Below are 23,757 nucleotides of genomic sequence, written 5' to 3' on the forward strand. Positions count from 1 at the left end.
CGCCATCGCCGGCCTCGTCTCCGACCGCACCGCCAACATCTGAAGGCCGCCGTGAGCAAGGCCAACACACCTCACCGGCTATCACGCACCAACTCGTTAGGGTCGGCAGAACCAGCCCCGCGCCGCCGCGCCCCGCACGGACGGAGTTCTCCCGCATGACGCAGTCCCGCACCGCCGCGACCCCCGCGCCCGCCGACAGCCACGCGCTGATCCGGGTCGTCGGCGCGCGCGAGAACAACCTCAAGAACGTGAGCGTCGAGATCCCCAAGCGACGCCTGACGGTCTTCACGGGCGTCTCGGGCTCGGGCAAGAGCTCGCTCGTCTTCCACACCGTGGCGGCCGAGTCGCAGCGCCTGATCAACGAGACGTACAGCGCCTTCCTGCAAGGCTTCATGCCCAACCGGGCGCGCCCCGACGTGGACGTGCTCGACGGCCTGACCACCGCGATCGTCGTCGACCAGCAGCGCCTGGGCGGCGACCCGCGGTCCACGGTCGGCACGGTGACCGACGCGTACGCGATGCTCCGCGTCCTCTACAGCCGTCTCGGCTCCCCGCACATCGGAGGGCCCGCGGCCTTCTCCTTCAACACGGCGACCGTCGAGGCGAGCGGCGCGCTCAGGGTCGGCAAGGAGCACGCCCGCGCCGAGAAGGTCTCCTTCCACCGCACAGGCGGCATGTGCCCGCGCTGCGAGGGCCGCGGCACGGTCACGGACATGGACCTCACACAGCTGTACGACGCCTCGAAGTCCCTCGCCGACGGCGCCCTCCTCGTCCCCGGCTACAAGGCCGGCGGCTGGAACGCCAGGCTGTACACGGAGTCGGGCCTCTACGACGCGGGCAAACCCGTCGCCGAGTTCACCGAGCGGGAGCTGCACGACTTCCTGTACCGCGAACCGGTCCGCATGAAGATCGCGGGCATCAACATGACGTACGAGGGTCTCGTGCCGCGCATCAGGAAGTCGATGCTCGCCAAGGACCGCGAGTCGATGCAGCCGCACATCCGCGCCTTCGTCGACCGTGCCGTCACCTTCACGACGTGCCCGGAGTGCGAGGGCTCGCGGCTGGGCGAGGAGGCGAGGTCGGTGAAGGTCGGGGGCAAGGGCATCGCCGAGCTGTCCGCGCTGCAGATCAGCGACCTCGCCGCCTGGCTCACGGCGCTGGACGAGCCCTCGGCCGCCCCGCTGCTCTCCGCGCTGCGGCAGGTGCTCGACTCCTTCGTGGAGATCGGCCTCGGTTACCTCAGCCTCGACCGCCCGGCGGGCACGCTCTCCGGCGGTGAGGCGCAGCGCGTCAAGATGGTGCGCCACCTCGGCTCCTCGCTCACCGATGTCACGTACGTCTTCGACGAGCCCACGGCCGGGCTGCACCCGCACGACATCCAGCGCGTGAACGAACTCCTGCTCCGGCTGCGGGACAAGGGCAACACGGTCCTCGTCGTGGAGCACAAGCCCGAGACGATCGCGATCGCCGACCACATCGTGGACCTCGGTCCGGGAGCGGGGGCCGCGGGCGGCGAGATCGGTTTCGAGGGCACGGTCGCGGGGCTGCGCGCCTCGGACACGACGACGGGCCGCCACCTCGCGGACCGCACCCCGGTCAAGGAGAAGGTACGGAAGCCGAGCGGGACCCTGGAGATCCGCGGCGCCCGCACGCACAACCTGCGGGACGTGGACGTCGACATCCCGCTCGGCGTGCTCACGGTCGTGACCGGCGTCGCGGGCTCCGGCAAGAGCTCCCTCGTGCACGACTCGCTGCCGCCGGGCACGGAGGCCGTCACCGTCGACCAGAGCCCCATCAAGGGCTCGCGGCGCAGCAACCCCGCCACGTACACGGGGCTGCTCGAACCGGTGCGCAAGGCCTTCGCGAAGGCCAACGGCGTCTCGCCCGCCCTCTTCTCGGCCAACTCCGAGGGCGCCTGCCCGGCCTGCAAGGGCGCGGGTGTGGTCTACAGCGATCTCGGGATCATGGCGGGGGTCGCGGTGACGTGCGAGGTGTGCGAGGGGAAGCGGTACGAGCCTGGGGTCCTCGCCCACCGGCTCGGTGGCCGCGACATCAGCGAGGTCCTCGGCATGACGGTCGACGAGGCCGCCGCCTTCTTCGCGGAGGGCGAGGCCCGCACTCCCGCCGCGCACCGCGTCCTGACGCGCCTGGCCGAGGTCGGCCTCGGCTACCTCCGCCTCGGCCAGCCCCTCACCACGCTCTCCGGCGGCGAGCGCCAGCGCCTCAAGCTCGCCACCCACCTCGGCGCGAAGAAGGCCCCCCGCCTCTACGTCCTGGACGAGCCCACCACGGGCCTCCACCTCGCCGACATCGCCCAGCTCCTCACCCTCCTCGACCACCTGGTCGACCACGGCACCTCGCTGATCGTCGTCGAACACCACCAGGCCGTCATGGCCCACGCGGACTGGCTGATCGACCTGGGCCCCGGAGCGGGCCACGACGGAGGCGAGATCGTCTTCGAGGGCACACCAACGGAAATGCTCTCGACGGGCAAGACACTCACGGCACAGCACTTGCGGGAGTACGTCTCCCCTTGAGACCGAACACCAGCCCCCTCAACCGCCAAGAAGCCGGGCCCCAACCCAGCGCCTCCAGCGGCCGAGAGCGGGCCCCGACTCAACCCCTCGGGCATCTGAGAAGGGGCCGCCTTCGAGGCGCGGAGCCCCAAATCAGCCCCTCCGGCTTTCGAGAAGCGGCCCCAGCCCAGCCCCTTCAGCCTTCGAGGCACCGGGCCTTCACATCAGTCCCTCCGGCGTTTGAGGAGCGGGGCCCGGGGCGGGGCCCCGAGTCTTGTCCCGGCGGGACCAGGGGCACAGCCCCGAGCCCTGTCCCAACGGGGCCCGGGGCGGAGCCCCGGAATCCGCCGCCGCCGGGCAGGATTTGCATAACCATGCGGAGAAGCGCATACTCTCCCCATGTCCAAGGTCCTCACCTCCCTGCCCGCCGGCGAGCGCGTCGGCATCGCCTTCTCCGGCGGTCTCGACACCTCCGTCGCCGTCGCCTGGATGCGCGACAAGGGCGCCGTCCCCTGCACGTACACCGCCGACATCGGTCAGTACGACGAGCCGGACATCGCCTCGGTCCCGGGCCGCGCCAAGACGTACGGGGCCGAGGTGGCCCGTCTCGTCGACTGCCGCGCCGCCCTCGTCGAGGAAGGGCTCGCGGCCCTGACCTGCGGCGCCTTCCACATCCGCTCGGGCGGTCGCGCGTACTTCAACACGACCCCCCTGGGCCGCGCCGTCACCGGCACGCTGCTGGTGCGGGCGATGCTGGAGGACAACGTCCAGATCTGGGGCGACGGTTCGACCTTCAAGGGCAACGACATCGAGCGCTTCTACCGGTACGGGCTGCTCGCCAACCCGCACCTGCGGATCTACAAGCCGTGGCTCGACGCCGACTTCGTGACCGAGCTGGGCGGTCGCAAGGAGATGTCGGAGTGGCTCGTCGCCCACGACCTCCCGTACCGCGACAGCACCGAGAAGGCGTACTCGACGGACGCGAACATCTGGGGCGCGACCCACGAGGCGAAGACGCTTGAGCACCTGGACACGGGCGTGGAGACGGTCGACCCGATCATGGGCGTCCGCTTCTGGGACCCCGAGGTGGAGATCCTCCCCGAGGACGTCACGATCCGCTTCGACCAGGGCCGCCCGGTGGCCGTCAACGGCAAGGAGTTCGCCACCGCGGTCGACCTCGTCATGGAGGCGAACGCGATCGGCGGCCGGCACGGCCTCGGCATGTCCGACCAGATCGAGAACCGCATCATCGAGGCGAAGAGCCGCGGCATCTACGAGGCGCCCGGCATGGCCCTCCTGCACGCCGCCTACGAGCGCCTCGTCAACGCGATCCACAACGAGGACACCCTCGCCCAGTACCACAACGAGGGCCGTCGTCTCGGCCGCCTCATGTACGAGGGCCGCTGGCTGGACCCGCAGGCGCTCATGGTCCGCGAGTCGCTCCAGCGCTGGGTCGGCGCGGCCGTCACCGGCGAGGTGACGCTGCGGCTGCGGCGCGGCGAGGACTACTCGATCCTCGACACCACGGGCCCCGCCTTCAGCTACCACCCGGACAAGCTCTCCATGGAGCGGACCGAGGACGCCGCCTTCGGCCCCGTCGACCGCATCGGCCAGCTCACCATGCGGAACCTCGACATCGCCGACTCGCGCGCCAAGCTGGAGCAGTACGCGGGCCTCGGCCTGATCGGCTCGGGCTCCGGCGAGGGCACCCCCTCGCTCGGCGCGGCCCAGGCCGCCGCCACGGGCCTCATCGGGCAGCTCCCCGAGGGGGGCGCCGAGGCGATCGCCGCCCGCGGCGAGACCACCGGCATCGACGGCGACGAGGAGATGCTCGACCGCGCCGCGATGGAGTTCGGCACCGACTGAACCGCGCGGACGGCGGCCCTGCGGCCGTCACCGCCACGGGAAGCACATACGAGGAGGGGCCCGGCGCACCACGCGCCGGGCCCCTCCCGCGCGGGTCGCCGGGCGGCCCCGTACCCGTGCCGCTCCCCGCCTGAGCCCGCCGACGCCCTGAGCCCCGCCGACAGCTTCAGCCCACCAGCACCCTCAGCCCGTCGGCAGCCAGTCCACCCGGCCCGCGAGCAGCGCGAAGCCGACGAAGGCGCCGATGTCGAGGAAGGAGTGCGCGACGACGAGCGGCCCCACCCGCCCCCACCTGCGGTACAGGAGCACGAAGAGCACGCCCATCGCGACGTTCCCGAAGAAGCCGCCGATTCCCTGGTAGAGGTGGTACGAGCCGCGCAGCACCGAGCCCGCCACGAGCGCCGCCATCGGGCTCCACCCCAACTGCCCCAGCCTGCGCAGCAGATAGCCCACGACGATGACCTCTTCGAGTACCGCGTTCTGCACCGCCGAGAGCACCAGGACCGGGTACTTCCACCACACGTCGGGCAGTGCCTCGGGCACCACGGTGAGGTTGAAGCCGAGGCCGCGCGCCCCCAGATAAAAGGCGATGCCGACGCTGCCGACCACCGCCGCGACCAGGGCGCCGCGCCCGAGGTCGCTCCCCGGCCTGCGCAGATCGAACCCGAGGTCCCGGGCGCTCGCCCGCTCCCGCGTCAGCAGGTGCAGCACGAGCGCCACAGGGACGAGCGCGCTCGCGATCCCGAAGAGCTGCCACGCCAGGTCCAGCCACGGACGCCCCGGCGCGGCCGAGGAGTTCATCGTGGCGGCCTGGTCCTTGAGACCCCCGGGGCGGGTCACCGAACCGATGAAGCTGATCAGCGCGGAAACGCCGCTCGCACCGAGCGAGAGCGCGAGGACGAGCAGCGTCTCGTTACGGATGATTCGTCTCGCGGGCCCCTCACCGGGAAAAGTTCCGGCCACCAGGCCCTCCTCAACGGGCACAGCTGCCTCCAGTTGACCGTTTCTGCCTCATCATCATCGCCCGGCCGGCGTGCCGCCCGAGCCCCGGGGCTCGCACCACCACACACGTGAGGTTCGCGCCGGTGCTCCGCCACCGCGCGGACCCGTCCGGCGCTTCACCGGGCCGCCTCCAGGGGATCACGAGTCCCTGTGGGATCACGGGGTCCCGCGCGGCCGGGCGACCAGCCCGTTCCACCGCACGCGTCAGCACGCGCACGACGCAGACCACACGTGTGGCGTCCCAGGGAGCCGAACGGCCGCCGCGCCCGAGAGCGAGAAGGAAGAAGAAGGAACCCCTGGCCGGAGACGTCATGAGGTGGCCGCGGAGGACCGCGCCATCCGCGGCGGCCCGAGAACCGCGGCCGGGGAAGAACGGCCGCGCGGGCCACGGTCCTCGTCATGGCGGAAGTCGCCGGTACCGGCATCGTGGCGCGGAACCCCCGAGGCCATCGGCGACGCACTCGGGGAGGCCGGCAGCGGATCGCAACACCGCCCCCGCTCACACTCGCCCTTCGCCGGGGCCACAGCGGAGGACCCGGCCCAGGCCCTCACGGGCGGGCGAGGCACAGGCCCTCACGCGCGGACCCGGCCCAGGCCCTCACGTGCAGCCGAGGCCCCGCCCTCGCGCAGAGGCGCGCTCAGCCCCGCGCCTCCCACAAGTGCACCGGCTCGTCCGCCCGGCTCAGCTCCGCGTACCGCCGCGTCATCGCGGCCAGCGCCTCCCCCCGCTCCAGACCCCGCTCGCGCCCCGCCCGGTACGCCGCCACCTGCCACGAGGCCCCGTTCACCCGTCGTCGGCACCGCTCCTCGATCACCCCGAGATACAGGTCCCTGTCCGCCGGGTCCACTCCCCAGGCGTCCAGCCCCTGCGCCGCCAGCGGCAGCAGTTCCTCACGCACCAGCGTCACCGCGTCCACCTCGGTGAGCCCTCCACGCCCCCGCCGCGGCCAGCGCAGCCGCGCGTCGATCCCGTGCCGGCACGCCTCCTGGAAATTGCGCTCCGCCTCGGCGAAGGGCAGCCGCGTCCACACGGGCCTGCTCTGTACCGCGAGCGTACGGACCAGCCCGTAGTAGAAGGCCGCGTTGGCGACGACGTCGGTGACGGTCGGCCCGGCGGGCAGCACCCGGTTCTCGACGCGCAGGTGCGGGACGCCCCCGGCGACGCCGTACACGGGCCGGTTCCAGCGGTAGACCGTGCCGTTGTGGAGGCACAGCTCGTCGAGCCCGGGCACCCCTCCCCCGTCGAGGACCTTCCCCGGGTCCTCGTCGTCGAAGATGGGGAGCAGCGCGGGGAAGTAGCGCAAGTTCTCCTCGAAGAGTTCGAGCGGCCCCTCGATCCACCGCTCCCCGAACCAGGTACGGGGTCGCACGCCCTGCGCGACGAGTTCGGGTGGGCGGGTGTCGGTGGCCTGCTCGAAGAGCGGCACCCGCGACTCGCTCCACAGCTCGCGCCCGAAGACGAAGGGGGCGTTGGCCCCGACCGCGATCTGCACCGCCGTCACCGCTTGGGCCGCGTTCCACACTCCCGCGAAGCGCTCCGGAGTCACTTGCAGATGCAACTGGACGGAGGTGCAGGCGGCCTCCGGCATGATCGACCCGGTGGTGCAGGAGAGGTGCTCGGGCCCTTCGATGTCGAGGCTGAAGTCCTCGCCGCGCGCGGCCACGATCTGCTCGTTGAGCAGGGTGTACCGGTCGACGGCGGAGAAATTCGCCTCCACCAGGTGTTCCTGCCCGAGCGTCGGGAGAATGCCGATCATCAATACGCCCGCGTCCCGCTGCGCGGCCTGCCGGTGCGCGTAGGCGAGACCCGTGCGGAGTTCTTCGGCGAGCTGATCGAGGACCCGGCCGCCGAGGCGGTGCGGGGCGATATTGACCTCAAGGTTGAACATTCCCAGCTCGGTCTGGAAATCGCGGCTCGCGATGCGTTCGAGCACTTCCCCGTTGACCATTCGGGGAAGACCGTCGGGGCCCGCGAGATTGAGTTCGATCTCCAGGCCCATGAGGTTCTTCGGGCGGTCGAAGCTCCCTTCTCGCAGAAGCCGCTCCAGACCGTCCAGACACTGCCGCAACTTCGCCCGGTAGCGTCGGCGGTCGGACAGGTCGAATATGCCCGCCGCGACCTTCTCCCCCATCGAAGCATCCCCTCCTGAATGGACGGCCGGGTGCTCCGGCCACGAGATCCACGGGGGATGATGCCCCGGCCCGCTGATCCGTAACGCCCTGCGGACATCTCATTGCCGATAGGCAGTCAGATACCCTCGTACGGCACATTCCCAGGGCATGGCCGGGCAAATCGGGGGGCCCGCCCGGATATCACGGACTTTTCCCCTCCCACCGATCTCCCGCCGGCCTCCCGACGCTCTGCCTCTGGATCTTCCGGCGGTCCTGGTGAATATCGCCGACGACTACTGGACGACCACACCAGGAGCACATGCCGAGGTCACTGGCGCGGTACCCGCGAAATCAATGGTGAAACCTTCACGGAAAAGACCTGATAGTGACTTGCCCGCAATAAGCGCGACAGCTAGCGGAAACCCCGGGCGAACACGCATCGTATAAACTCTGGGCACGAGGTGGAGAGTTGGTGCTTGCGCGCCGGAGTCGAGAGCATCCTCCGTATCGCGCGAGCGGACAGAGCCGTCGTACCGCCCGCTCCACCAGCCTGTCGCACGAGAGAGGCTCCCGCCCATGCCCTTGCACCTTCCGCCTGCCCCCGCGGCCAGCTTGCGCAGCGTCCGCACCGCCCTGGCGTCGCCGACCGCCGTCCACGAGGCGCCCACCCCCGCGCTGCGCACCGCACGTGGCCCGCTCATCGCCGAGCCGGGCCTCCCGGTGCACGTCCTGGACCCCACCGCCCCCCGCTCGGCGGGGCGCACCCGCCTGAACTCCTGGCGCTTCACCATTCGCAACGGCGATCGTCCGCTCGCGGTGGGCGAGGCACGGCTCACGGCGGACGGGTGGACCTTCTCGCACTTCTTCGAGGGCCCGTACGTCAACGCCGCCGACCGGGCCCTGCACGAGGCGGACGCCCTGAGCACCCCGTACCAGGCGCGGCTGCTCTCCGTTCCCGCCCTCTACATGCTCATGCTGTGGCTGCACACCGATGTCGCCGACATGGCGGCGGAGAGCGCGCTCGGCGAGCAGGACCTCCTGGTGCCGCTCGCTCCGGCCCCGCCCGGCTTCACCGCGTACCTGCCGTTGCGCGCCGCGCAGTTCCTGCCCGTGCTCGAACGGAGGCTGGCTCCCCCGGTATCCCCCGCCGGGCTGCTCGACAGCCTCGCCTGAGGACGGCCCGGGTGCCGTAGTCCCGAGGGACTACGGCGAACCACCCGAACGGGCAAGGGCGTTCAGCGAACCGCCCGCACGGGTGAAGCGTCCCTGTCCGAGGAGGCCCGCTCTCGCGAAATCCCTGCGGGAGCGGCCTCCCAGGGGAAGACTGGGAGCAGCAACCGAAATACGGGGGATGCGGTCATGACCATCGAGGAGCCCACCGGCGTCACGAGCCGGCCGAGCCCCACCAGCCAGCGAGAGACCCGGACCATGTGCCAGCACCAACCACCCTGCCCCACCGCCCTCTCCGCCGACCGGGACGCCGCCCTGCCGGTCGCCCACCACCCGGAGCAGGGCTGGAGCCTGCTGTGCAACGGGGTGCTGCTCTTCGAGGACACCGGCGAACTCCTGCCCGACGGCAGTGTCATCGCCCCGCACCGCCCGACGGCGGGCACGGTGACGACGGCGGCCTGAGCCGCCCGGACGGCCCGGCCGAACGACGCGGGGCCGGTACGGAGGGACGATCTCCGTACCGGCCCCGCGTACGCCGTCCGGGTGGCTCAGGCCGCCCTCGGGTGGCGGACCCGCTCAGTCCTCGTAGGCGTCCAGCGGCGGGCAGGAGCACACGAGGTTCCGGTCGCCGAAGGCCTGGTCGATCCGGCGCACCGGCGGCCAGTACTTCGTCGTCGGGTCGACGTGACCGGGGAAGACCGCCTCGGCCCGCTCGTAGGCGTGCTCCCACTCGCCCGCGAGCGCCCGCGCGGTGTGCGGGGCGTTGCGCAGCGGGTTGTCCTCGGCCGGCCACGTACCGGCCGCGACCTTGTCGATCTCGGCGCGGATGGCGATCATCGCCTCGCAGAAGCGGTCCAGCTCGGCGAGGTTCTCGCTCTCGGTCGGCTCGATCATGAGCGTGCCCGCGACCGGGAAGGACATCGTCGGGGCGTGGAAGCCGTAGTCGATGAGGCGCTTGGCGATGTCGTCGACGGTGACACCCGTGGTCCTCGTCAGCTCGCGCAGGTCCACGATGCACTCGTGCGCGACGAGCCCGGCGGGACCCGTGTAGAGCACGGGGAAGTGCGGCTCCAGGCGCTTGGCGATGTAGTTCGCCGAGAGCACGGCGACCTGCGTGGCCTCCTTGAGCCCCTCGGCGCCCATGAGCCGCACGTACGCCCACGAGATCGGCAGGATGCCCGCGGAACCCCACGGCGCGGCCGAGACCGGGCCGACGCCGGTCCCGGGCCCGGCGGCGGGCTGGAGCGGGTGGTTGGGCAGGTACGGGGCGAGGTGCTCGCGGACGCCGATCGGGCCGACGCCGGGGCCGCCGCCACCGTGCGGGATGCAGAAGGTCTTGTGCAGGTTGAGGTGCGAGACGTCGCCACCGAAGTGGCCGGGCCGCGCGAGGCCGACCAGGGCGTTGAGGTTGGCACCGTCGATGTAGACCTGGCCGCCGGCCTCGTGCACGGCCGCGCAGACATCGGCGACGTGCTCCTCGAAGACGCCGTGCGTCGAGGGGTAGGTGATCATGAGCACGGCGAGTTCCTCGCGGTGCTTGTCGATCTTGGCGTGCAGGTCGTCGAGGTCCACCTCGCCGTTCTCGGCCGTCTTGACGACGACGACCTTCATCCCGGCCATGACGGCGGAGGCGGCGTTGGTGCCGTGCGCCGACGAGGGGATGAGGCAGACGGTACGGGCCGTGTCACCGTTCGCGCGGTGGTAGCCGCGCACCGCCAGCAGTCCGGCCAGCTCGCCCTGCGAACCGGCGTTCGGCTGGAGCGAGACCTTGTCGTACCCGGTGACCTCGGCGAGCCGCTCCTCCAGCTCGTGGATCAGCTCCAGGTACCCCTGCGCCTGCGAGACCGGCACGAAGGGATGCAGGGAACCGAACTCGGGCCAGGTGACGGGCTCCATCTCGGTCGTCGCGTTGAGCTTCATCGTGCAGGAGCCGAGCGGGATCATGCCCCGGTCCAGGGCGTAGTCCTTGTCGGAGAGCGAGCGCAGGTAGCGCAGCATCGCCGTCTCGGAGCGGTGCGCGTGGAAGACGGGGTGGTCGAGGTACGTGCTCGTGCGGCGCAGCGCCTCGGGGAGCGCGTCCCCGGTGGACGCGTCGAGGGCCTCGATGTCCGCGCTGACGCCGAAGGCGGCCCAGACGGCGGCGAGGCGGGCGCGGTCGGTGGTCTCGTCGCAGGCGAGCGAGAGGGTGTCCGCGTCCACGCGGTAGAGGTTGACGCCCTGCTCGCGGGCGGCGGCGAGGATCGCGTCCGCGCGTCCCGGGACGGTCACCGTGAGGGTGTCGAAGTACTCCCCGTGGGCGACGGCGACACCCCCGGCGCGCAGACCGGCGGCGAGCAGGCTCGCGTAGCGGTGGGTGCGTTCGGCGATCGCGCGCAGCCCGTCGGGGCCGTGGTACACCGCGTACATCCCGGCCATGACGGCGAGCAGGACCTGCGCGGTGCAGATGTTGCTCGTCGCCTTCTCGCGGCGGATGTGCTGCTCGCGGGTCTGGAGGGCGAGGCGGTACGCCTTGTCGCCGTCCGCGTCGACGGAGACGCCGACGAGGCGGCCGGGCAGGCTGCGGGCGTGCGCCTCGCGGACGGCCATGTAGCCCGCGTGCGGTCCGCCGAAGCCCATCGGGACACCGAAGCGCTGCGTGGTGCCGACGGCGATGTCCGCGCCCAGCTCGCCGGGCGGGGTGAGCAGGGTGAGGGCGAGCAGGTCGGCGGCGACGGTCACGACGGCGTTGACCGCGTGCGCCTGCTCGATGACGGGGCGCAGGTCCCGTACGGCCCCGGAGGCGCCCGGGTACTGGAGCAGGACGCCGGTGACGCCGCCCTCGGCGTACTCGGCGGGCAGGCCCTGTGACAGGTCGGCGACGACGACCTCGACGCCTGTCGGCTCCGCGCGGGTGCGGAGCACGGCGACGGTCTGCGGGAAGGTGTCGGCGTCGACCAGGTAGACGCCCTTCTTGACCTTGCCGACGCGCCGCGAGAGCGCCATCGCCTCGGCCGCCGCGGTGCCCTCGTCGAGCAGCGAGGCGCCGGAGGTGGGCAGCCCGGTGAGGTCGGCGACCATCGTCTGGAAGTTGAGCAGCGCCTCCAGGCGGCCCTGCGAGATCTCCGGCTGGTAGGGCGTGTACGCGGTGTACCAGGCCGGGTTCTCCATGACGTTGCGCAGGATGACCGGCGGCGTGAAGGTGCCGTAGTAGCCGAGGCCGATCATGGAGTCCATGACCTCGTTGCGGCGCGCCAGGGCGCGCAGTTCGGCGAGGACCTCGGCCTCGGTGCGCGCGGCGGGGAGCTGGAGCGCCTCGGCGGAGCGGATCACCTCGGGCACGGCGGCGGCGGTGAGCTCGTCGAGCGAGCCGAAGCCGACCTGGGCGAGCATCTTCGCCCGTGCCTCGGCGTCGGGGCCGATGTGGCGCTGGGCGAAGGGCGTGCCCTCTTCCAGGCGGGTCAGCGGGGTGCGGTGGGCGGTCATCTGCGGGGGCCTCCTGGTCGGCGCGACCTGCACCGGATACCGCCTGCGGGTACCCGGACGGCCTCCCCCTCTGTCATCCGGACCTGAGAGCTTCACCTTCACGGGCGCACGCGCCCGGCCAGGCTTTCACCGTCGGTGAGGACCGTCGCCCCGCGTTCCCGCCGGACGCGTCCTGCTTTCCAGAGTGACCTCACCCGCGCGGTACAGGGGCCTGAGAGATTCCGGGGAGGATTTGCTCCTTCGGCGTCCCCGGTTTCCAGCTCCGGGGCACTCTCCCGCACAGGGTCAGCAGCCAATGGCCAGCGTACCAGCGGCGCGCCGGGCGGGTCAGGGGCGGCGGGACGCCGAGTGGCCGCCGGAGCCGAAGTGCCTTTACGTAGGGGTACGAGCCCTACGGCCCCGCAGCGCGGGCGCCGACACCAGGAGGTGCCGTGGAGACCGATATCGACCCGCACGCCCTGATCGGTCGCAAGGCGGTGGACAGCGAGGGTGTCAGGATCGGCACCGTGGACGAGGTCTACCTCGACGACGCCACCGGGATCCCCGAGTGGGCGGCGATACGCACCGGCCTCTTCAGCAGGGACGCCTTCGTCCCCCTGGAGCCGAGCCGGCTCGTCGCGGGCGTCCTGCGCGTCCCCTTCGCGCGCGCCCTGGTCAAGAACGCGCCCGACTTCGGCGTCGGCCGCCACCTCTCCCCGCAGCAGGAGCTTGAGCTCTATCGCCACTACGGCCTCGATGCCGGGCCTCCTGAACCGCACGAGGACATCTCGTTCGGGCACGTCGCCGGCCGCGAGGACGCCTGAGAGCCACGCCTCGCCGGTACGCCGTCCTGATACCCCGGCGCCTTCCGGCACGGCCCGCTACCGCGCCTCCGCCGCGCCCGGCCGGACCTCGCCGTCGCCGGCCCCTCGCACGAGCGGGAGCGGTTCCGCCGCGCTCAGGTCCGGGTCGTCGACGGCGAAGGTCCGCACGCGTCCCGGACGGTCGTCGTACGGCGTCTCGAAGCGCACCGTGACCCGTCCGAGCCCACTGCCCTGCACCCACCCGGCCCCGTGCTCCCTGTGCTCGACGTCCTGGCCCGGGCGCCACAGGGGCACGGGTGGTGCGGCCGGGACGGGCACGGATGTGGTCACCAGGAGGGGCGCGGGGGCGGCGCGCGCGAGGGGCTCCTCGCCGGTCGTCGTCCGCGCGAAGAGCACCTCCTGCGTGAAGTCGGCGAGCCCGGAGACCCCCACACCGAGCAGCCGCACCCCACCCGTCGTGTCCACGAGCTCCAGGAGCCGCGCCGCCGCCTCGCGCACGACGGCCGGGTCATCGGTGGGCGCGCGCAGCGTCTCGGAGCGCGTCAGCGTCGAGAAGTCGTACCGCCGCACCTTGAGCACCACGGTCCGCCCCGAGCGTCCACTCGCGCGCAGCCGCCCGACGCAGCGGTCGGCGAGCGCGGCGACCTCGGCCCGTACCCGTACCCGGTCGTGGATGTCCACGTCGTACGTGTCCTCGACCGAGATCGACTTGCCCTCCCGCTCGGCGACGACGGGCCGCTCGTCGTGCGCGAGCGCCATGGCGTAGACCCCCGCGCCGTGCGCCTTCCCGAGCAGCCGGACGAGTTCGTCCTCGCCCGCCTCCGCGATCTCCCCGATCGTGCTGATCCCGGCCCTGCGCAGATGGTCCCCGGTGGCGGGACCGACCCCGGGCAGCACCCGCACGGAGAGCGGCGCGAGCAGTTCGCGCTCGGTGCCGGGCTCGATCAGGACCAGCCCGTCCGGCTTCGCCCGCTCGGAGCCGATCTTCGCGAGCATCTTCGAGGCCGCGAGCCCCACGGAGCCCGTCAGCCCCGTCCGCGCCTTGATATCGGCGCGCAACCGCTCCCCCACCGCGCGTGCCGTCTGCGCGTCGGAGGCCACGCCCCCGGCCTCCAGGTCGACGAACGCCTCGTCGAGACTGAGGGGCTCCACGAGCGGCGAGAGGGCCCCGAGCAGTTCCATCACCTGCTCGCTCACACTCCGGTAGAGCGTGAAGCGCGGAAAGAGGTACGCGGCGTTCGGCGCGAGACGGCGCGCCTGCGCGGTCGGCATCGCCGAGTGCACCCCGAAGGCGCGCGCCTCGTACGACGCCGTGGAGACGACCCCGCGCGGCCCGAGCCCGCCGACGACGACCGCCTTGCCGCGCAGGCTCGGCTTCGCCGCCTGCTCGGCGGCGGCGAAGAAGGCATCCATGTCCAGATGCATCACGGTGGGGGCACGTCTCACACCCCCATGCTCGCGCACCCCACTGACAACGCCCGGTACGGAGTGCCGGGGACACGGGGGAAGGCCGGGCGCCGGGGAGGACTGGGAGCCCTCGGCGGGCGGGAGCGCCGGTGAAGACCCGTACCTGGAGAGGGCGAGCCTACTGAGGGCGGCCCGTACCCGAGGGGGGGGCGGGACCGCCAGGGGACCGCGAGGGAATACAGAAAAGGCGGGCAGCCGCCCGGCCGCCCGCCTCCTTGCCACGAGGTCCTGCGAGGTCCGGGTCACACCGCCCGGTTGCGCCGCCGCGCCGCGAGTTCGTCCCCGGTGGCCTCGCCACCGCGGACCACCGTCTCCCCCTCGCCCACGAGGTCGACCCGCTCGCCGTGCAGTTGCGCCAGCGCCGCCTCGACATCGCGCTGCACGACCCCCACGGCGATGCCGAAGACGCCCTGCCCGCCCTGGAGCAGTTCGACGACCTCCTCGGACGACGTGCACTCGTAGACCGTCGCCCCGTCGCTCATGAGGGTCATCCCCTCCAGGTCCTTGGGGTCGCGGTGGCGCAGGTGCTGCACGGTGCCGCGGATGTTCTGGAGGGCGACCCCGGTGTCGAGGAAGCGCCGCACGATCTTGAGGACCACGACGTCGTGGAAGCTGTAGAGCCGCTGGGTCCCGGAGCCCTGCGCGGCGCGCACACTCGGCTCCACGAGCCCGGTGCGCGCCCAGTAGTCGAGCTGGCGGTACGTGATGCCTGCCGCCACACACGCCGTCGGCCCCCGGTATCCCACCGCGGGCGCGGGCACGACCGCCTGCGGCCCCGACGCGCCCCCGCGCAGCGGCAGGGGAGCCTCGCCGTTCGGGCGTCGTCCGGGAACGCCCCCCACCCTGCTGTCGCCGCTGCTTCTCACGCCGACCTCCGTCCTCGACCTGGCACATGACGGTAGGCAGTCACCCGGGGTGCGTCAACGATCGCCACGCTGGGCACGCCGGGTGAAATTCCCCCAGAGAGTGGTTTAGCGCGCGGTGTGTGGGGGTAGGGCTAGCCGAATGCCTGCGCGCCCCCGGTTCTCCACGGGAACCGGGGGCACGGAGCGGCCTCACTGACTGTTGGTCCCGAAGTCCTCGGGAGAGATCTGGTCGAGGAACTCGCGGAACTTCTCCACCTCGTCCTCCTGCTCGTCGGGGATCGCGATCCCCGCGCTGTCGAGCAGTTCCTCCGCACCGTAGATCGGCGAGCCGGTGCGCAGGGCGAGCGCTATGGCGTCGGAGGGGCGGGCGCTGACCTCGATACCACTGGCGAAGACGAGTTCCGCGTGGAAGATGCCGTCCTTGAGCCCGGTGATGCGGACCTCGGTCAGCTCCTGGCCGACGGCTTCGAGCACGTTCTTGAAGAGGTCGTGCGTCAGCGGCCTGGCGGGGGTCATCCCCTGCTGGGCGAAGGCGATGGCCGTCGCCTCGCCGGCACCGATCCAGATGGGAAGGTACCGGTCGCCTCCCACTTCTCGCAGGAGCACGATCGGCTGGTTGGAGGGCATTTCGACCCGGACACCTACGACGTCGAGCTCATTCACACACCAACCCTAGGTCGTCCCCGGCCGGTTTGGGTAGTCGGGGGCGTACGAGCAGGGAGGCACAGGCCCGAAAGGCGCACCGCCCCGGTGGGGAAGGGCTCGCGAGAACCGGTGGGGCAAGGGCCCGCACCTGGGAAAAGCGGCCTCGCGGCACGCCCCAGGAGAAGCGGCCCTCCGGGACAGTGGGTGCGCCGCGGCCTCGCCCCGACCGGGCGCGCCCGCCCCGGCCGCGCTCAGGACCGTACGTCGAGTGCCAGCTCGACCAGCGCGGTGTGCAGTCCCGTCGCCAGGTCGGCCAGCTCGCGGGTGCGCTCCTCCGCCTGGACCCGCGTCTGCGGGTTGCGGTGGCGGACGAGCGGGGCGACGACCTGCTCGACGAGCCCCGCCTCGCGGTCGGCGGCGGCCTTGGTGGCCCGGAGGTGCCGCGGCTCGATGCCGTGCCGCCCGAGTTCCGAGACGAGCCGGGCGATGCGCACGAGGCGCGCGTCGTAGTACCCGTCGGGGAGCGCGGAGACGAGGCCGTACGACTCCCAGGCAGTGAGTTCCGCCTCGTCCACGCCCGCCGCGGCGAGCAGTTCGGCACGGCCGAGACGGCTCACGGTCACCTCGTCGCGCGGCGGGGGGCCGCTCTGCCGGCCGACGAGCGGTGCCGCCGGGCGCTCACCGCGCTCGACGGCGTCCAGGTACTCGCGGATCGCCTTGAGCGGCAGGTAGTGGTCGCGCTGCATCCGCAGGACGTGGCCGAGGCGCTCCACGTCCCGCGGGGTGAACTTGCGGTATCCGGAAGGGGTGCGCTGGGGCTCGATGAGCCCCTCCGCCTCCAGAAAGCGGATCTTGGAGATGGTGACCTCGGGGAACTCCTCGCGGAGGATGTTCAGCACGGCCCCGATACTCACCGGGCGAGTCCGCTCGGTGACGGTGTTCACCGGGCGAGTCCGCTCGGTGGCGGTGCCGTCGAGATCGGCACCGCCCCTCGCACTGTCCACCATGCCCCCTGCTCTCGCGGGTCAGAGTGCCTGCTGGCTCGCGTAGAAGACCAGCCGGTACTTGCCGATCTGCACCTCGTCGCCGTTGGCGAGCACGACCGAGTCGATGCGCTCACGGTTGACGTAGGTGCCGTTGAGACTGCCGACGTCGGCGACCGTGAAGGTGCCGTCCGCCGCCCGCCGGAACTCCACGTGCCGCCGGGAGACGGTCACGTCGTCAAGGAAGATGTCGCTCTGCGGGTGTCGGCCCGCCGTGGTCAGCTCCCCGTCGAGCAGGAAGCGGCTGCCCGAGTTGGGGCCGCGCCGCACGATCAGGAGCGCCGAGCCGAGCGGCAGGGCGTCCACGGCCGCCTGGGCCTCCGGGGAGAGCGCGGGCAGCGCCGTCTGTCCGGTGGCCTCGGGGTCGTACGCCTCAAGCCCCGAGATCGAGATGGTCGACGTGGTCTCCGAGGCGCGCTCGGGCACCGCGCCGGGGCGCAACGGGGCACCGCAGTTGGAGCAGAAGCGGCCGGTCTGTGGGTTCTGATGACCGCACCTGCCGCACACCAGAAAACCCATGGACGAGTCCTCCTGACCCTGCTGTCCCGCGGAAGCGTTCGACGCATACGAGTCGCGGGCGAACCCTCCACCCGTACTTGAGGTTGACGGTTGCCCGAAACCTATGCCGTCCGCGGTGGCCGGGTCAACAGCCGACGCGCCCTGTCCACCCTGCGTACCACCAGCCGGACCAGCGACTTCGTCACGGAACAGCGGGCGCTCCCCCTCCTCGCCGGGACGGGCGCGGTGCCGCGCGGCGGCACCGTCCTCGCGCTTGTTCCTGCCGAACAACTTCGAAAAAAAACTCACGGGCGATTCCCCTTGACCGAAACAGACCCGCCCGTGGGGCAGGACGAACCCTCATTGCTCTCACTGACTGTCCGGGACATCTCCACGAGGCCCACGATCACCGGACAGTTTCCCCTACGCGCCGGTCTGACGACGCGTCGACCCCCCGCTTCCTCCTGCCCTCGCGCGGCAATCGTCATGCGCACCGCTTCACCGCGAGGACGACTGAGCGTAATCGGGCGTCTTCGCGGGCCGCAAGGCGTCCACGACGATCTTCTTTTCCTCCTGTACCACGACGGTGGCCTGCTCCTTCTCCAGAGTCTGCACGACTCCGCCCGGGATGCTGAGCGCGGGCGTGAGGTCCTGCGGCTTGCCGATGACCTTGAACCGGAAGGGGGCGTCGATCTTGTGCCCGTCGATCCGCACGCTCTTACCCTCGTCGGTCAGATACGTACTCGCGACGACCCGGACGTCCCCGATCTGGATCGCCTCCGCTCCCGCCGCGCGCAGCTCCTGGATGGTGTCGAGGAGCATGTCGGCCTTGACCCGGTGCCGCGGGTCCTGGACCGTCACCGTGATCCCGGGGCCCTGCGCGGCCACCGTGCCGGCCAGGATGCCGAGCTGGCGTTCCTTCTCCACGGTCTGCTTCCGTGCCTCCTCCGCCTGGTCCGAGCTGTTCTCCAGCTCCGTGCGCTGGCTCTCCAGACTCTGCTTCTCGTCTTCCAGACGCTGAGTACGGTCATCCAGTTCATCGAGGATACGGACAAGATCTTCCTGGCGTGCCCCCCGCAGCGCGCTGCTGTCGTTGTGCGACCGCACCTGGATGGCGAGACCGAGGCCGAGGCCGAAGAGCAGCAGCGCGACGATGAGCTGTGCGCGGGTGACGCGCGGCGGCCACAGGCCCTTGACGAGCCGCTGACGCCCCGTCAGCCCGGGACCGGCGCCCGCGGGCGTGCGCGGCGGCTCCGGGGGCCTCCCGGCCCGCTGGTCCGCCGTCCGCCGCGCCTCGTTCCTGTGGCCGATCCGCGCGCGCGGCTGTTCCGGGGGCAGTTCGGCGGCCCACATCCGGGGCCGTTCCCTGGGCGGTTCGCCGGGTCGCTCGTCGGGCGTTTCGCTCATGATGCGCTCACGCCCTGAACACGTGGCGGCGGATCGCTGCCGCGTTGGAGAAGATGCGGATACCGAGAACGACGACGACGCCGGTGGACAACTGGGCGCCGACACCGAGTTTGTCGCCGAGGAAGACGATGAGCGCGGCGACGACGACGTTGGAGAGGAAGGAGACGACGAAGACCTTGTCGTCGAATATGCCGTCGAGCATCGCGCGCAGGCCGCCGAAGACGGCGTCGAGGGCCGCGACGACGGCGATGGGCAGATACGGCTCGACGACGGCGGGCACCTCGGGGCGGACGAAGAGTCCCACCACCACCCCCACGACGAGGCCCAGTACGGCGATCACGATGTGCCCTTCCCTGCTGGATTCTCTGTGTTCGACTGCGTCTTCGGCTGTGCCCCCGGCTGCTTCTCCGCCGGCGTCTGCGGGCGGGCGGAGCGCACCCGTACCGCCGGCGCCGCGGGGACGCGCAGGGAGTCCTCGGCGGAGAGTTTCACCCGGATGTCGTAGTCCTTGTGCAAGCGGTCCAGGTACCGGCCGTCCACGCTGCGCCCGAAGCGGTCCTTCAGCCGTGGCCCGTCCCCGAGGGCGAGGACGGTGTACGGCGGCACGAGCGGCTTGTTGTCGACGAGCACGGCCTCCCCGGCCGCCCGGATCGCCGAGAGCGCGGTGAGGCGCTGCCCGTTGACCGCGACGGCCTCGGCGCCCGACTCCCACAGGCCGTTGACGACGCGTTGCAGATCGCGGTCCCGTACGCGTCCGATGTCGGAGAAGTCGGTGGTCTGCCGGGGCCCGTCGCCTGTGCTGGTCTGGGCTGAGGCCGCGTCGTCCACGACGAGCCGGACTCCCGGGCCCTGCGCCGCGCTCGCCCCGGAGAGCAGGCCGAGCAGCCGGACCCGGTCCGTGCCGTTGTCCTTGAGCGCCGCGTCCTGGCGCCGGCCCACCTCGTCGCGCAGCGACTCGACGTGTTTCTCCAGGCGATCGGCCGCGTCGCTCTCGTCGTTGATGCGGTCGATGAGTTCCTCGCGCTCCTTGGCGAGCACCGGAGCACTCTCTCGCGCCTGCGAGGCGCCGACCGTCACGACGAGGGCGGCGAGGACGAGGCCCAGGCCGAGGAGCAGCCGGCCGCGCAGGGTACGCGGGAGCCCCGCGGCGCCTCCCGCCGCCCGCTTGCGCGCGGCGGCCTCGGCGTAGCCGTCGTCGAGGCTGTGGTCCATGACGTTCGTCAGCAGCGACATGGAGGCGTCCGGGCGCCGGGAGGGGGCGCCGCCTCGGGTGGGGGGCTGCTGCGACATGCCGCACATCGTCGCATGTCGGGGGCCGTTCCTCCGAATGGCCCCACCGGCGCTGCGCTCGGGTGTCCCCTTTCACCCGCACGAGTGAGTCTCGGCGCTCCTGCCGGGCTCTACACGAGGTGTCGGTACGACGGCGGAGGCCGCACCGCCCGGTACGCGTGGCGTCCGGGTGGTGCGGCCTCCGCCGGGTGCGGCTCAGCGTCCCGCGCTGTCCACGACGCTCGCCCACTCGTCGAGCAGGGCCTGCGCCGACTCGTCGTCGGGGCCCTCGGCCCACAGGTGGGTGACCGCCTCGGCCGGGTCGGGGAGGACCATGACCCAGCGTCCGTCGGACTCGACGACGCGTACCCCGTCGGTCACGTCGACGGAACGCCCGGCGGCGGCCTCGACGACGGTCCGCATGACGAGGCCCTTGACCGCCCACGGCGTGGCGAGGTCCCGCTTGAGGACGTGGGCCCGGGGGATGCGCGCGTCGATCTGGCTCAGGGTGAGCTGGGTGCGGGCGACGAGTCCGATGAGCCGTACGAAGGCGGCGGTGCCGTCGAAGACGCTGCTGAACTCGGGGATGATGAAGCCGCCCCGGCCGTCCCCGCCGAAGATCGAGCCGTCCTCACGGCCCACCCGGGTGAGGTCGTCGGGCGAGGTCATCGTCCACTCGACCTGGGTGCCGTGGTAGGCGGCCACCTGTTCGGCGATACGGGTCGTCGTCACCGGGAGCGCGACCCGCCCGCTGCGCCGCTCGGCGGCGACGAGGTCGAGCATGACGAGCAGTGCCCGGTCGTCCTCGACGATGCGGCCCTTCTCGTCCACGAGCGAGAGCCGCTCCCCCACCGGGTCGAAGCGCACCCCGAAGGCGGCACCGGCGGAGGCGACGATCTCACCGAGCCGGACCAGCCCCGCGCGCCGGGTGTCGGCGGTCTCGGTGGGCCTGGACTCGTCGAGTCCGGGGTTGATGGTGAGCGAGTCGACGCCGAGCTTGCCGAGCAGGCTCGGCAGCACGAGACCGGCACTCCCGTTGGACGCGTCCACGACGACCTTGAGCCCGGATTCGCTGATGCCGGTGGTGTCGATGTTGCGCAGCAGCGAGCCGGTATAGGAGTCGAAGACGCTGGACGGGAAGTGCAGGTCCCCGATCTCGCCGGGGAAGGCCCTGCGGTACTCCTGGCGGGCGTAGACGCGGTCGAGCTTGCGCTGGCTGGCCTGGGAGAGGTCGGCCCCGTTCCCGTCGAAGAACATGATGTCGACGGAGTCGGGCACACCCGGGGTCGTACGGATCATGAGACCGCCCGCGCTCCCGCGCGCGGTCTGCTGGCGGGCGACGGGCAGGGGCACGTTCTCCAGGTCGCGTACGTCGATGGCGCTCGCCTGGAGCGCGGAGATCACGGCCCGCTTGAGAGCACGGGCGCCCCGGGAGTGGTCGCGCGCCGTGGTGACCGTGGAGCCCTTCTTGAGCGTGGTGGCGTAGGCACCGGCGAGGCGGACGGCGAGTTCGGGGGTGATCTCGACGTTGAGGATGCCGGAGACGCCGCGGGCGCCGAAGAGGTGCGCCTGGCCCCGCGACTCCCAGATGACGGAGTTGTTGACGAAGGCGCCGGCCTCGATGGTCTTGAACGGGTAGACCCGCACATTGCCCTGGATGATCGATTCCTCGCCGACGAGGCACTCGTCGCCGATGACGGCGCCGTCCTCGATGCGGGCGGCCCGCATGATGTCGGTGTTCTTGCCGACGACACAGCCGCGCAGGTTGCTGTGCTCACCGATGTAGACGTTGTCGTGGAGGACGGCCTTGTGGAGGAAGGCCCCGCTCTTGACGACGACGTTGGAGCCCACCACGGTGTGCTCGCGCAGCTCGGCGCCGGCCTCGACCTTGGCGTAGTCGCCGATGTAGAGGGGCCCTCGCAGCACCGCGTCCGGGTGGACGTCGGCGCCCTCGGCGACCCAGACGCCGGGGGAGATCTCGAAGCCGTCCAGTTCGACGTCGACCTTGCCGTCGAGTACGTCGGCCTGAGCCTTGACGTAGCTCTCGTGGGTGCCGACGTCCTCCCAGTAGCCCTCGGCGATGTAGCCGTAGACCGGCTTGCCTTCCTTCATGAGCTGCGGGAAGACGTCACCCGACCAGTCGACGGAGGTGTCGGCCTCGACGTAGTCGAAGACCTCGGGCTCCATGACGTAGATCCCGGTGTTCACCGTGTCCGAGAAGACCTGCCCCCAGGTGGGCTTCTCCAGGAAGCGCTCGACCTTTCCCTCGTCGTCGACGATGGTGATGCCGAATTCGAGGGGGTTGGGCACCCGGGTGAGACAGACCGTGACGAGGGCGCCTTTTTCCTTGTGGAAATTGATGAGGTCGGTCAGGTCGAAGTCGGTGAGGGCGTCGCCGGAGATGACGAGAAAAGCGTCGTCCTTGAGAGCGTCTTCGGCGTTCTTCACACTCCCCGCCGTGCCGAGCGGCTTCTCCTCGTTGGCGTAGCTCAGCTCCATCCCGAGTTCTTCGCCGTCGCCGAAGTAGTTCTTGACCAGCGAGGCCAGGAATTGCACGGTGACGACGGTCTCGGTGAGACCGTGGCGCTTGAGCAGCCGCAGCACGTGCTCCATGATGGGCCGGTTGGCGACCGGGAGCAGTGGTTTGGGCATGCTGGAGGTCATGGGGCGAAGCCGGGTACCTTCACCACCGGCCATCACGACGGCCTTCATAGCGGGAGTGTCCTCCTCGAAGAGACGGATCGAATACCGACCAGGCCGCCTCTTCAGGAGAACGGCTTCAGTCGGCCGTGGCCGCCGCCTTGATGACCCGGCGGACCTGCACCACGTACAAGATTCCTGCCCACCAATACAGGGTTGTACCCCATCCTGCGAACGCCCATCCGAAAATCGCCGCCAGTGAAGCGAGCCATCCGCTTCCGTCACTGAGCAGCAGCAGCGGGAAGGCGTACATCAGGTTGAACGTAGCCGCCTTCCCGAGAAAGTTCACCTGGGGAGGCGGGAATCCGTGCTTGCGCAGGATCAGCACCATGACGCCGAGAAGCGCCTCGCGGGCGAGGAGCACGCAGGTGACCCAGAGCGGCAGAATCTCGCGCCACGTGAGACCGACCAGGGTGGAGAGGATGTAGAGCCGGTCGGCCGCGGGGTCGAGAACCCGGCCGAGGCTGCTGATCTGGTTCCACCGGCGGGCGAGTTTCCCGTCGAGGTAGTCACTGATCCCGCTCAGCGCGAGTACGAGGAGTGCCCATCCGTCGCTCTGCGGGCCCCCGAACTCAGGGCGGAGAATCAGCCACAGAAACAGCGGAACGCCGACGAGCCTCGCCGCGCTGAGGATGTTGGGAATGGTGAGTACCCGATCCGTCTGGACCGCGGTCTCCTGGACCTCCACCCGGGGGCCTCCTGAAGGGAACCGTCAACAGTGCAGCCCGACTTTACCGGGTGGCCAGGACGCCACCGCGCGAGGGGTCCCGGTCGCGGCGGGGCGGCACAGCGCCGGCCCGCCTCAAAACGCGGAAAAGCCCCGCACCATAAAGGTGCGGGGCTTCCCCACAAGAATTGTTCGGCGGCGTCCTACTCTCCCACAAGGTCCCCCTTGCAGTACCATCGGCGCTTTGAGGCTTAGCTTCCGGGT

18 protein-coding genes, 1 rRNA gene and 1 riboswitch are annotated in these 23,757 nt (G+C 71.3%); of the genes, 5 read left to right on the plus strand and 14 right to left on the minus strand.

What is annotated here, in order from left to right:
• The first annotated feature begins 155 nt into the window (after positions 1 to 155).
• Together IF99_RS0126545 and argG are read left to right on the plus strand one after the other, a co-directional pair.
• Positions 156 to 2,537 carry an ATP-binding cassette domain-containing protein gene (locus tag IF99_RS0126545; RefSeq protein ID WP_031000215.1) on the plus strand — a complete coding sequence of 794 codons (2,382 nt, stop codon included), beginning with the start codon at positions 156 to 158 and terminating at the stop codon, positions 2,535 to 2,537.
• A gap of 378 nt (positions 2,538 to 2,915) precedes the next feature.
• A complete protein-coding gene (gene argG, locus IF99_RS0126550) occupies positions 2,916 to 4,382 on the plus strand; it encodes an argininosuccinate synthase (RefSeq protein ID WP_031000216.1) in 1,467 nt (488 codons plus the stop codon).
• Positions 4,383 to 4,565: 183 nt separating this feature from the next.
• Here argG and IF99_RS0126555 read toward each other — a convergent pair whose 3' ends face one another.
• Together IF99_RS0126555 and IF99_RS0126560 are read right to left on the minus strand one after the other, a co-directional pair.
• Positions 4,566 to 5,366, minus strand: a complete 801-nt coding sequence (locus tag IF99_RS0126555; protein ID WP_037827672.1) for a CPBP family intramembrane glutamic endopeptidase — start codon at positions 5,364 to 5,366, stop codon at positions 4,566 to 4,568.
• A 656-nt stretch (positions 5,367 to 6,022) separates the two neighbouring features.
• On the minus strand, positions 6,023 to 7,516 hold the full coding sequence (locus tag IF99_RS0126560; protein WP_031000221.1) for a glutamate--cysteine ligase: 1,494 nt from the start codon (positions 7,514 to 7,516) through the stop codon (positions 6,023 to 6,025).
• A 556-nt stretch (positions 7,517 to 8,072) separates the two neighbouring features.
• Between IF99_RS0126560 and IF99_RS0126565 the strand changes: the two genes are divergently transcribed.
• Complete coding sequence (locus tag IF99_RS0126565; protein WP_031000223.1) at positions 8,073 to 8,669, plus strand: hypothetical protein; 597 nt, start codon at positions 8,073 to 8,075, stop codon at positions 8,667 to 8,669.
• Between the two features lie 255 nt (positions 8,670 to 8,924).
• The gene (locus IF99_RS0126570; RefSeq protein WP_031000226.1) at positions 8,925 to 9,128 is read left to right on the plus strand and encodes a DUF5999 family protein; all 204 of its coding nucleotides are present in this window, start codon (positions 8,925 to 8,927) and stop codon (positions 9,126 to 9,128) included.
• Positions 9,129 to 9,242: 114 nt separating this feature from the next.
• Here the strand turns inward: IF99_RS0126570 and gcvP are convergent, their stop codons facing one another.
• Positions 9,243 to 12,128 carry an aminomethyl-transferring glycine dehydrogenase gene (gene gcvP / locus IF99_RS0126575; RefSeq protein ID WP_031000227.1) on the minus strand — a complete coding sequence of 962 codons (2,886 nt, stop codon included), beginning with the start codon at positions 12,126 to 12,128 and terminating at the stop codon, positions 9,243 to 9,245.
• Between the two features lie 189 nt (positions 12,129 to 12,317).
• Positions 12,318 to 12,416: riboswitch (glycine riboswitch) on the minus strand.
• Positions 12,417 to 12,559: 143 nt separating this feature from the next.
• Here gcvP and IF99_RS0126580 point away from each other — a divergent pair.
• Complete coding sequence (locus IF99_RS0126580) at positions 12,560 to 12,931, plus strand: PRC-barrel domain-containing protein (protein WP_031000229.1); 372 nt, start codon at positions 12,560 to 12,562, stop codon at positions 12,929 to 12,931.
• Positions 12,932 to 12,988: 57 nt separating this feature from the next.
• On the opposite strand, the gene IF99_RS0126585 is transcribed toward IF99_RS0126580, so the two are convergent.
• The 11 genes from IF99_RS0126585 to rrf all read right to left on the minus strand — a co-directional run.
• Positions 12,989 to 14,377 (minus strand): DNA polymerase IV, encoded by a 1,389-nt coding sequence (locus tag IF99_RS0126585; RefSeq protein ID WP_107049019.1) that lies wholly within the window; start codon positions 14,375 to 14,377, stop codon positions 12,989 to 12,991.
• A gap of 263 nt (positions 14,378 to 14,640) precedes the next feature.
• A complete protein-coding gene (locus IF99_RS0126590; RefSeq protein WP_420705723.1) occupies positions 14,641 to 15,264 on the minus strand; it encodes a MerR family transcriptional regulator in 624 nt (207 codons plus the stop codon).
• Between the two features lie 189 nt (positions 15,265 to 15,453).
• On the minus strand, positions 15,454 to 15,927 hold the full coding sequence (locus IF99_RS0126595; protein ID WP_007829529.1) for a bifunctional nuclease family protein: 474 nt from the start codon (positions 15,925 to 15,927) through the stop codon (positions 15,454 to 15,456).
• A 233-nt stretch (positions 15,928 to 16,160) separates the two neighbouring features.
• Positions 16,161 to 16,916, minus strand: coding sequence for a MerR family transcriptional regulator (locus tag IF99_RS0126600; RefSeq protein WP_031000236.1), 756 nt, complete (start codon positions 16,914 to 16,916; stop codon positions 16,161 to 16,163).
• 18 nt (positions 16,917 to 16,934) lie between these two features.
• Positions 16,935 to 17,759 carry an FHA domain-containing protein gene (locus tag IF99_RS0126605; protein ID WP_078655294.1) on the minus strand — a complete coding sequence of 275 codons (825 nt, stop codon included), beginning with the start codon at positions 17,757 to 17,759 and terminating at the stop codon, positions 16,935 to 16,937.
• Positions 17,760 to 17,948: 189 nt separating this feature from the next.
• A complete protein-coding gene (locus IF99_RS0126610) occupies positions 17,949 to 18,857 on the minus strand; it encodes a DUF881 domain-containing protein (protein ID WP_031000239.1) in 909 nt (302 codons plus the stop codon).
• A gap of 7 nt (positions 18,858 to 18,864) precedes the next feature.
• A complete protein-coding gene (locus IF99_RS0126615) occupies positions 18,865 to 19,197 on the minus strand; it encodes a small basic family protein (RefSeq protein ID WP_008749169.1) in 333 nt (110 codons plus the stop codon).
• The gene (locus IF99_RS0126620; protein ID WP_031000241.1) at positions 19,194 to 20,147 is read right to left on the minus strand and encodes a DUF881 domain-containing protein; all 954 of its coding nucleotides are present in this window, start codon (positions 20,145 to 20,147) and stop codon (positions 19,194 to 19,196) included. Before IF99_RS0126620 ends, IF99_RS0126615 begins: the two co-directional genes overlap by 4 nt.
• Positions 20,148 to 20,342: 195 nt before the next feature.
• Positions 20,343 to 22,838: a mannose-1-phosphate guanyltransferase gene (locus tag IF99_RS0126625; protein ID WP_031000243.1), complete on the minus strand. Its 2,496-nt coding sequence runs from the start codon at positions 22,836 to 22,838 to the stop codon at positions 20,343 to 20,345.
• Positions 22,839 to 22,905: 67 nt separating this feature from the next.
• Positions 22,906 to 23,514 (minus strand): CDP-alcohol phosphatidyltransferase family protein, encoded by a 609-nt coding sequence (locus IF99_RS0126630; RefSeq protein ID WP_031000245.1) that lies wholly within the window; start codon positions 23,512 to 23,514, stop codon positions 22,906 to 22,908.
• A 169-nt stretch (positions 23,515 to 23,683) separates the two neighbouring features.
• Positions 23,684 to 23,757 (minus strand): 5S ribosomal RNA (rrf, locus tag IF99_RS0126635); the annotation flags it as partial.

The organism is Streptomyces sp. NRRL F-5630, assembly GCF_000719475.1.
Taxonomy (GTDB): domain Bacteria; phylum Actinomycetota; class Actinomycetes; order Streptomycetales; family Streptomycetaceae; genus Streptomyces.

Excerpts from the sequence above, each read along its gene's own strand:
- IF99_RS0126545 (WP_031000215.1), top strand. The coding sequence starts at position 156 with ATGACGCAGTCCCGCACCGCCGCGACCCCCGCGCCCGCCGACAGCCAC.
- argG (WP_031000216.1), top strand. The coding sequence starts at position 2,916 with ATGTCCAAGGTCCTCACCTCCCTGCCCGCCGGCGAGCGCGTCGGCATC.
- IF99_RS0126560 (WP_031000221.1), bottom strand. The coding sequence starts at position 7,516 with ATGGGGGAGAAGGTCGCGGCGGGCATATTCGACCTGTCCGACCGCCGA.
- IF99_RS0126565 (WP_031000223.1), top strand. The coding sequence starts at position 8,073 with ATGCCCTTGCACCTTCCGCCTGCCCCCGCGGCCAGCTTGCGCAGCGTC.
- IF99_RS0126570 (WP_031000226.1), top strand. The coding sequence starts at position 8,925 with ATGTGCCAGCACCAACCACCCTGCCCCACCGCCCTCTCCGCCGACCGG.
- gcvP (WP_031000227.1), bottom strand. The coding sequence starts at position 12,128 with ATGACCGCCCACCGCACCCCGCTGACCCGCCTGGAAGAGGGCACGCCC.
- IF99_RS0126600 (WP_031000236.1), bottom strand. The coding sequence starts at position 16,916 with ATGGTGGACAGTGCGAGGGGCGGTGCCGATCTCGACGGCACCGCCACC.
- IF99_RS0126610 (WP_031000239.1), bottom strand. The coding sequence starts at position 18,857 with ATGAGCGAAACGCCCGACGAGCGACCCGGCGAACCGCCCAGGGAACGG.
- IF99_RS0126620 (WP_031000241.1), bottom strand. The coding sequence starts at position 20,147 with ATGTCGCAGCAGCCCCCCACCCGAGGCGGCGCCCCCTCCCGGCGCCCG.
- IF99_RS0126625 (WP_031000243.1), bottom strand. The coding sequence starts at position 22,838 with ATGAAGGCCGTCGTGATGGCCGGTGGTGAAGGTACCCGGCTTCGCCCC.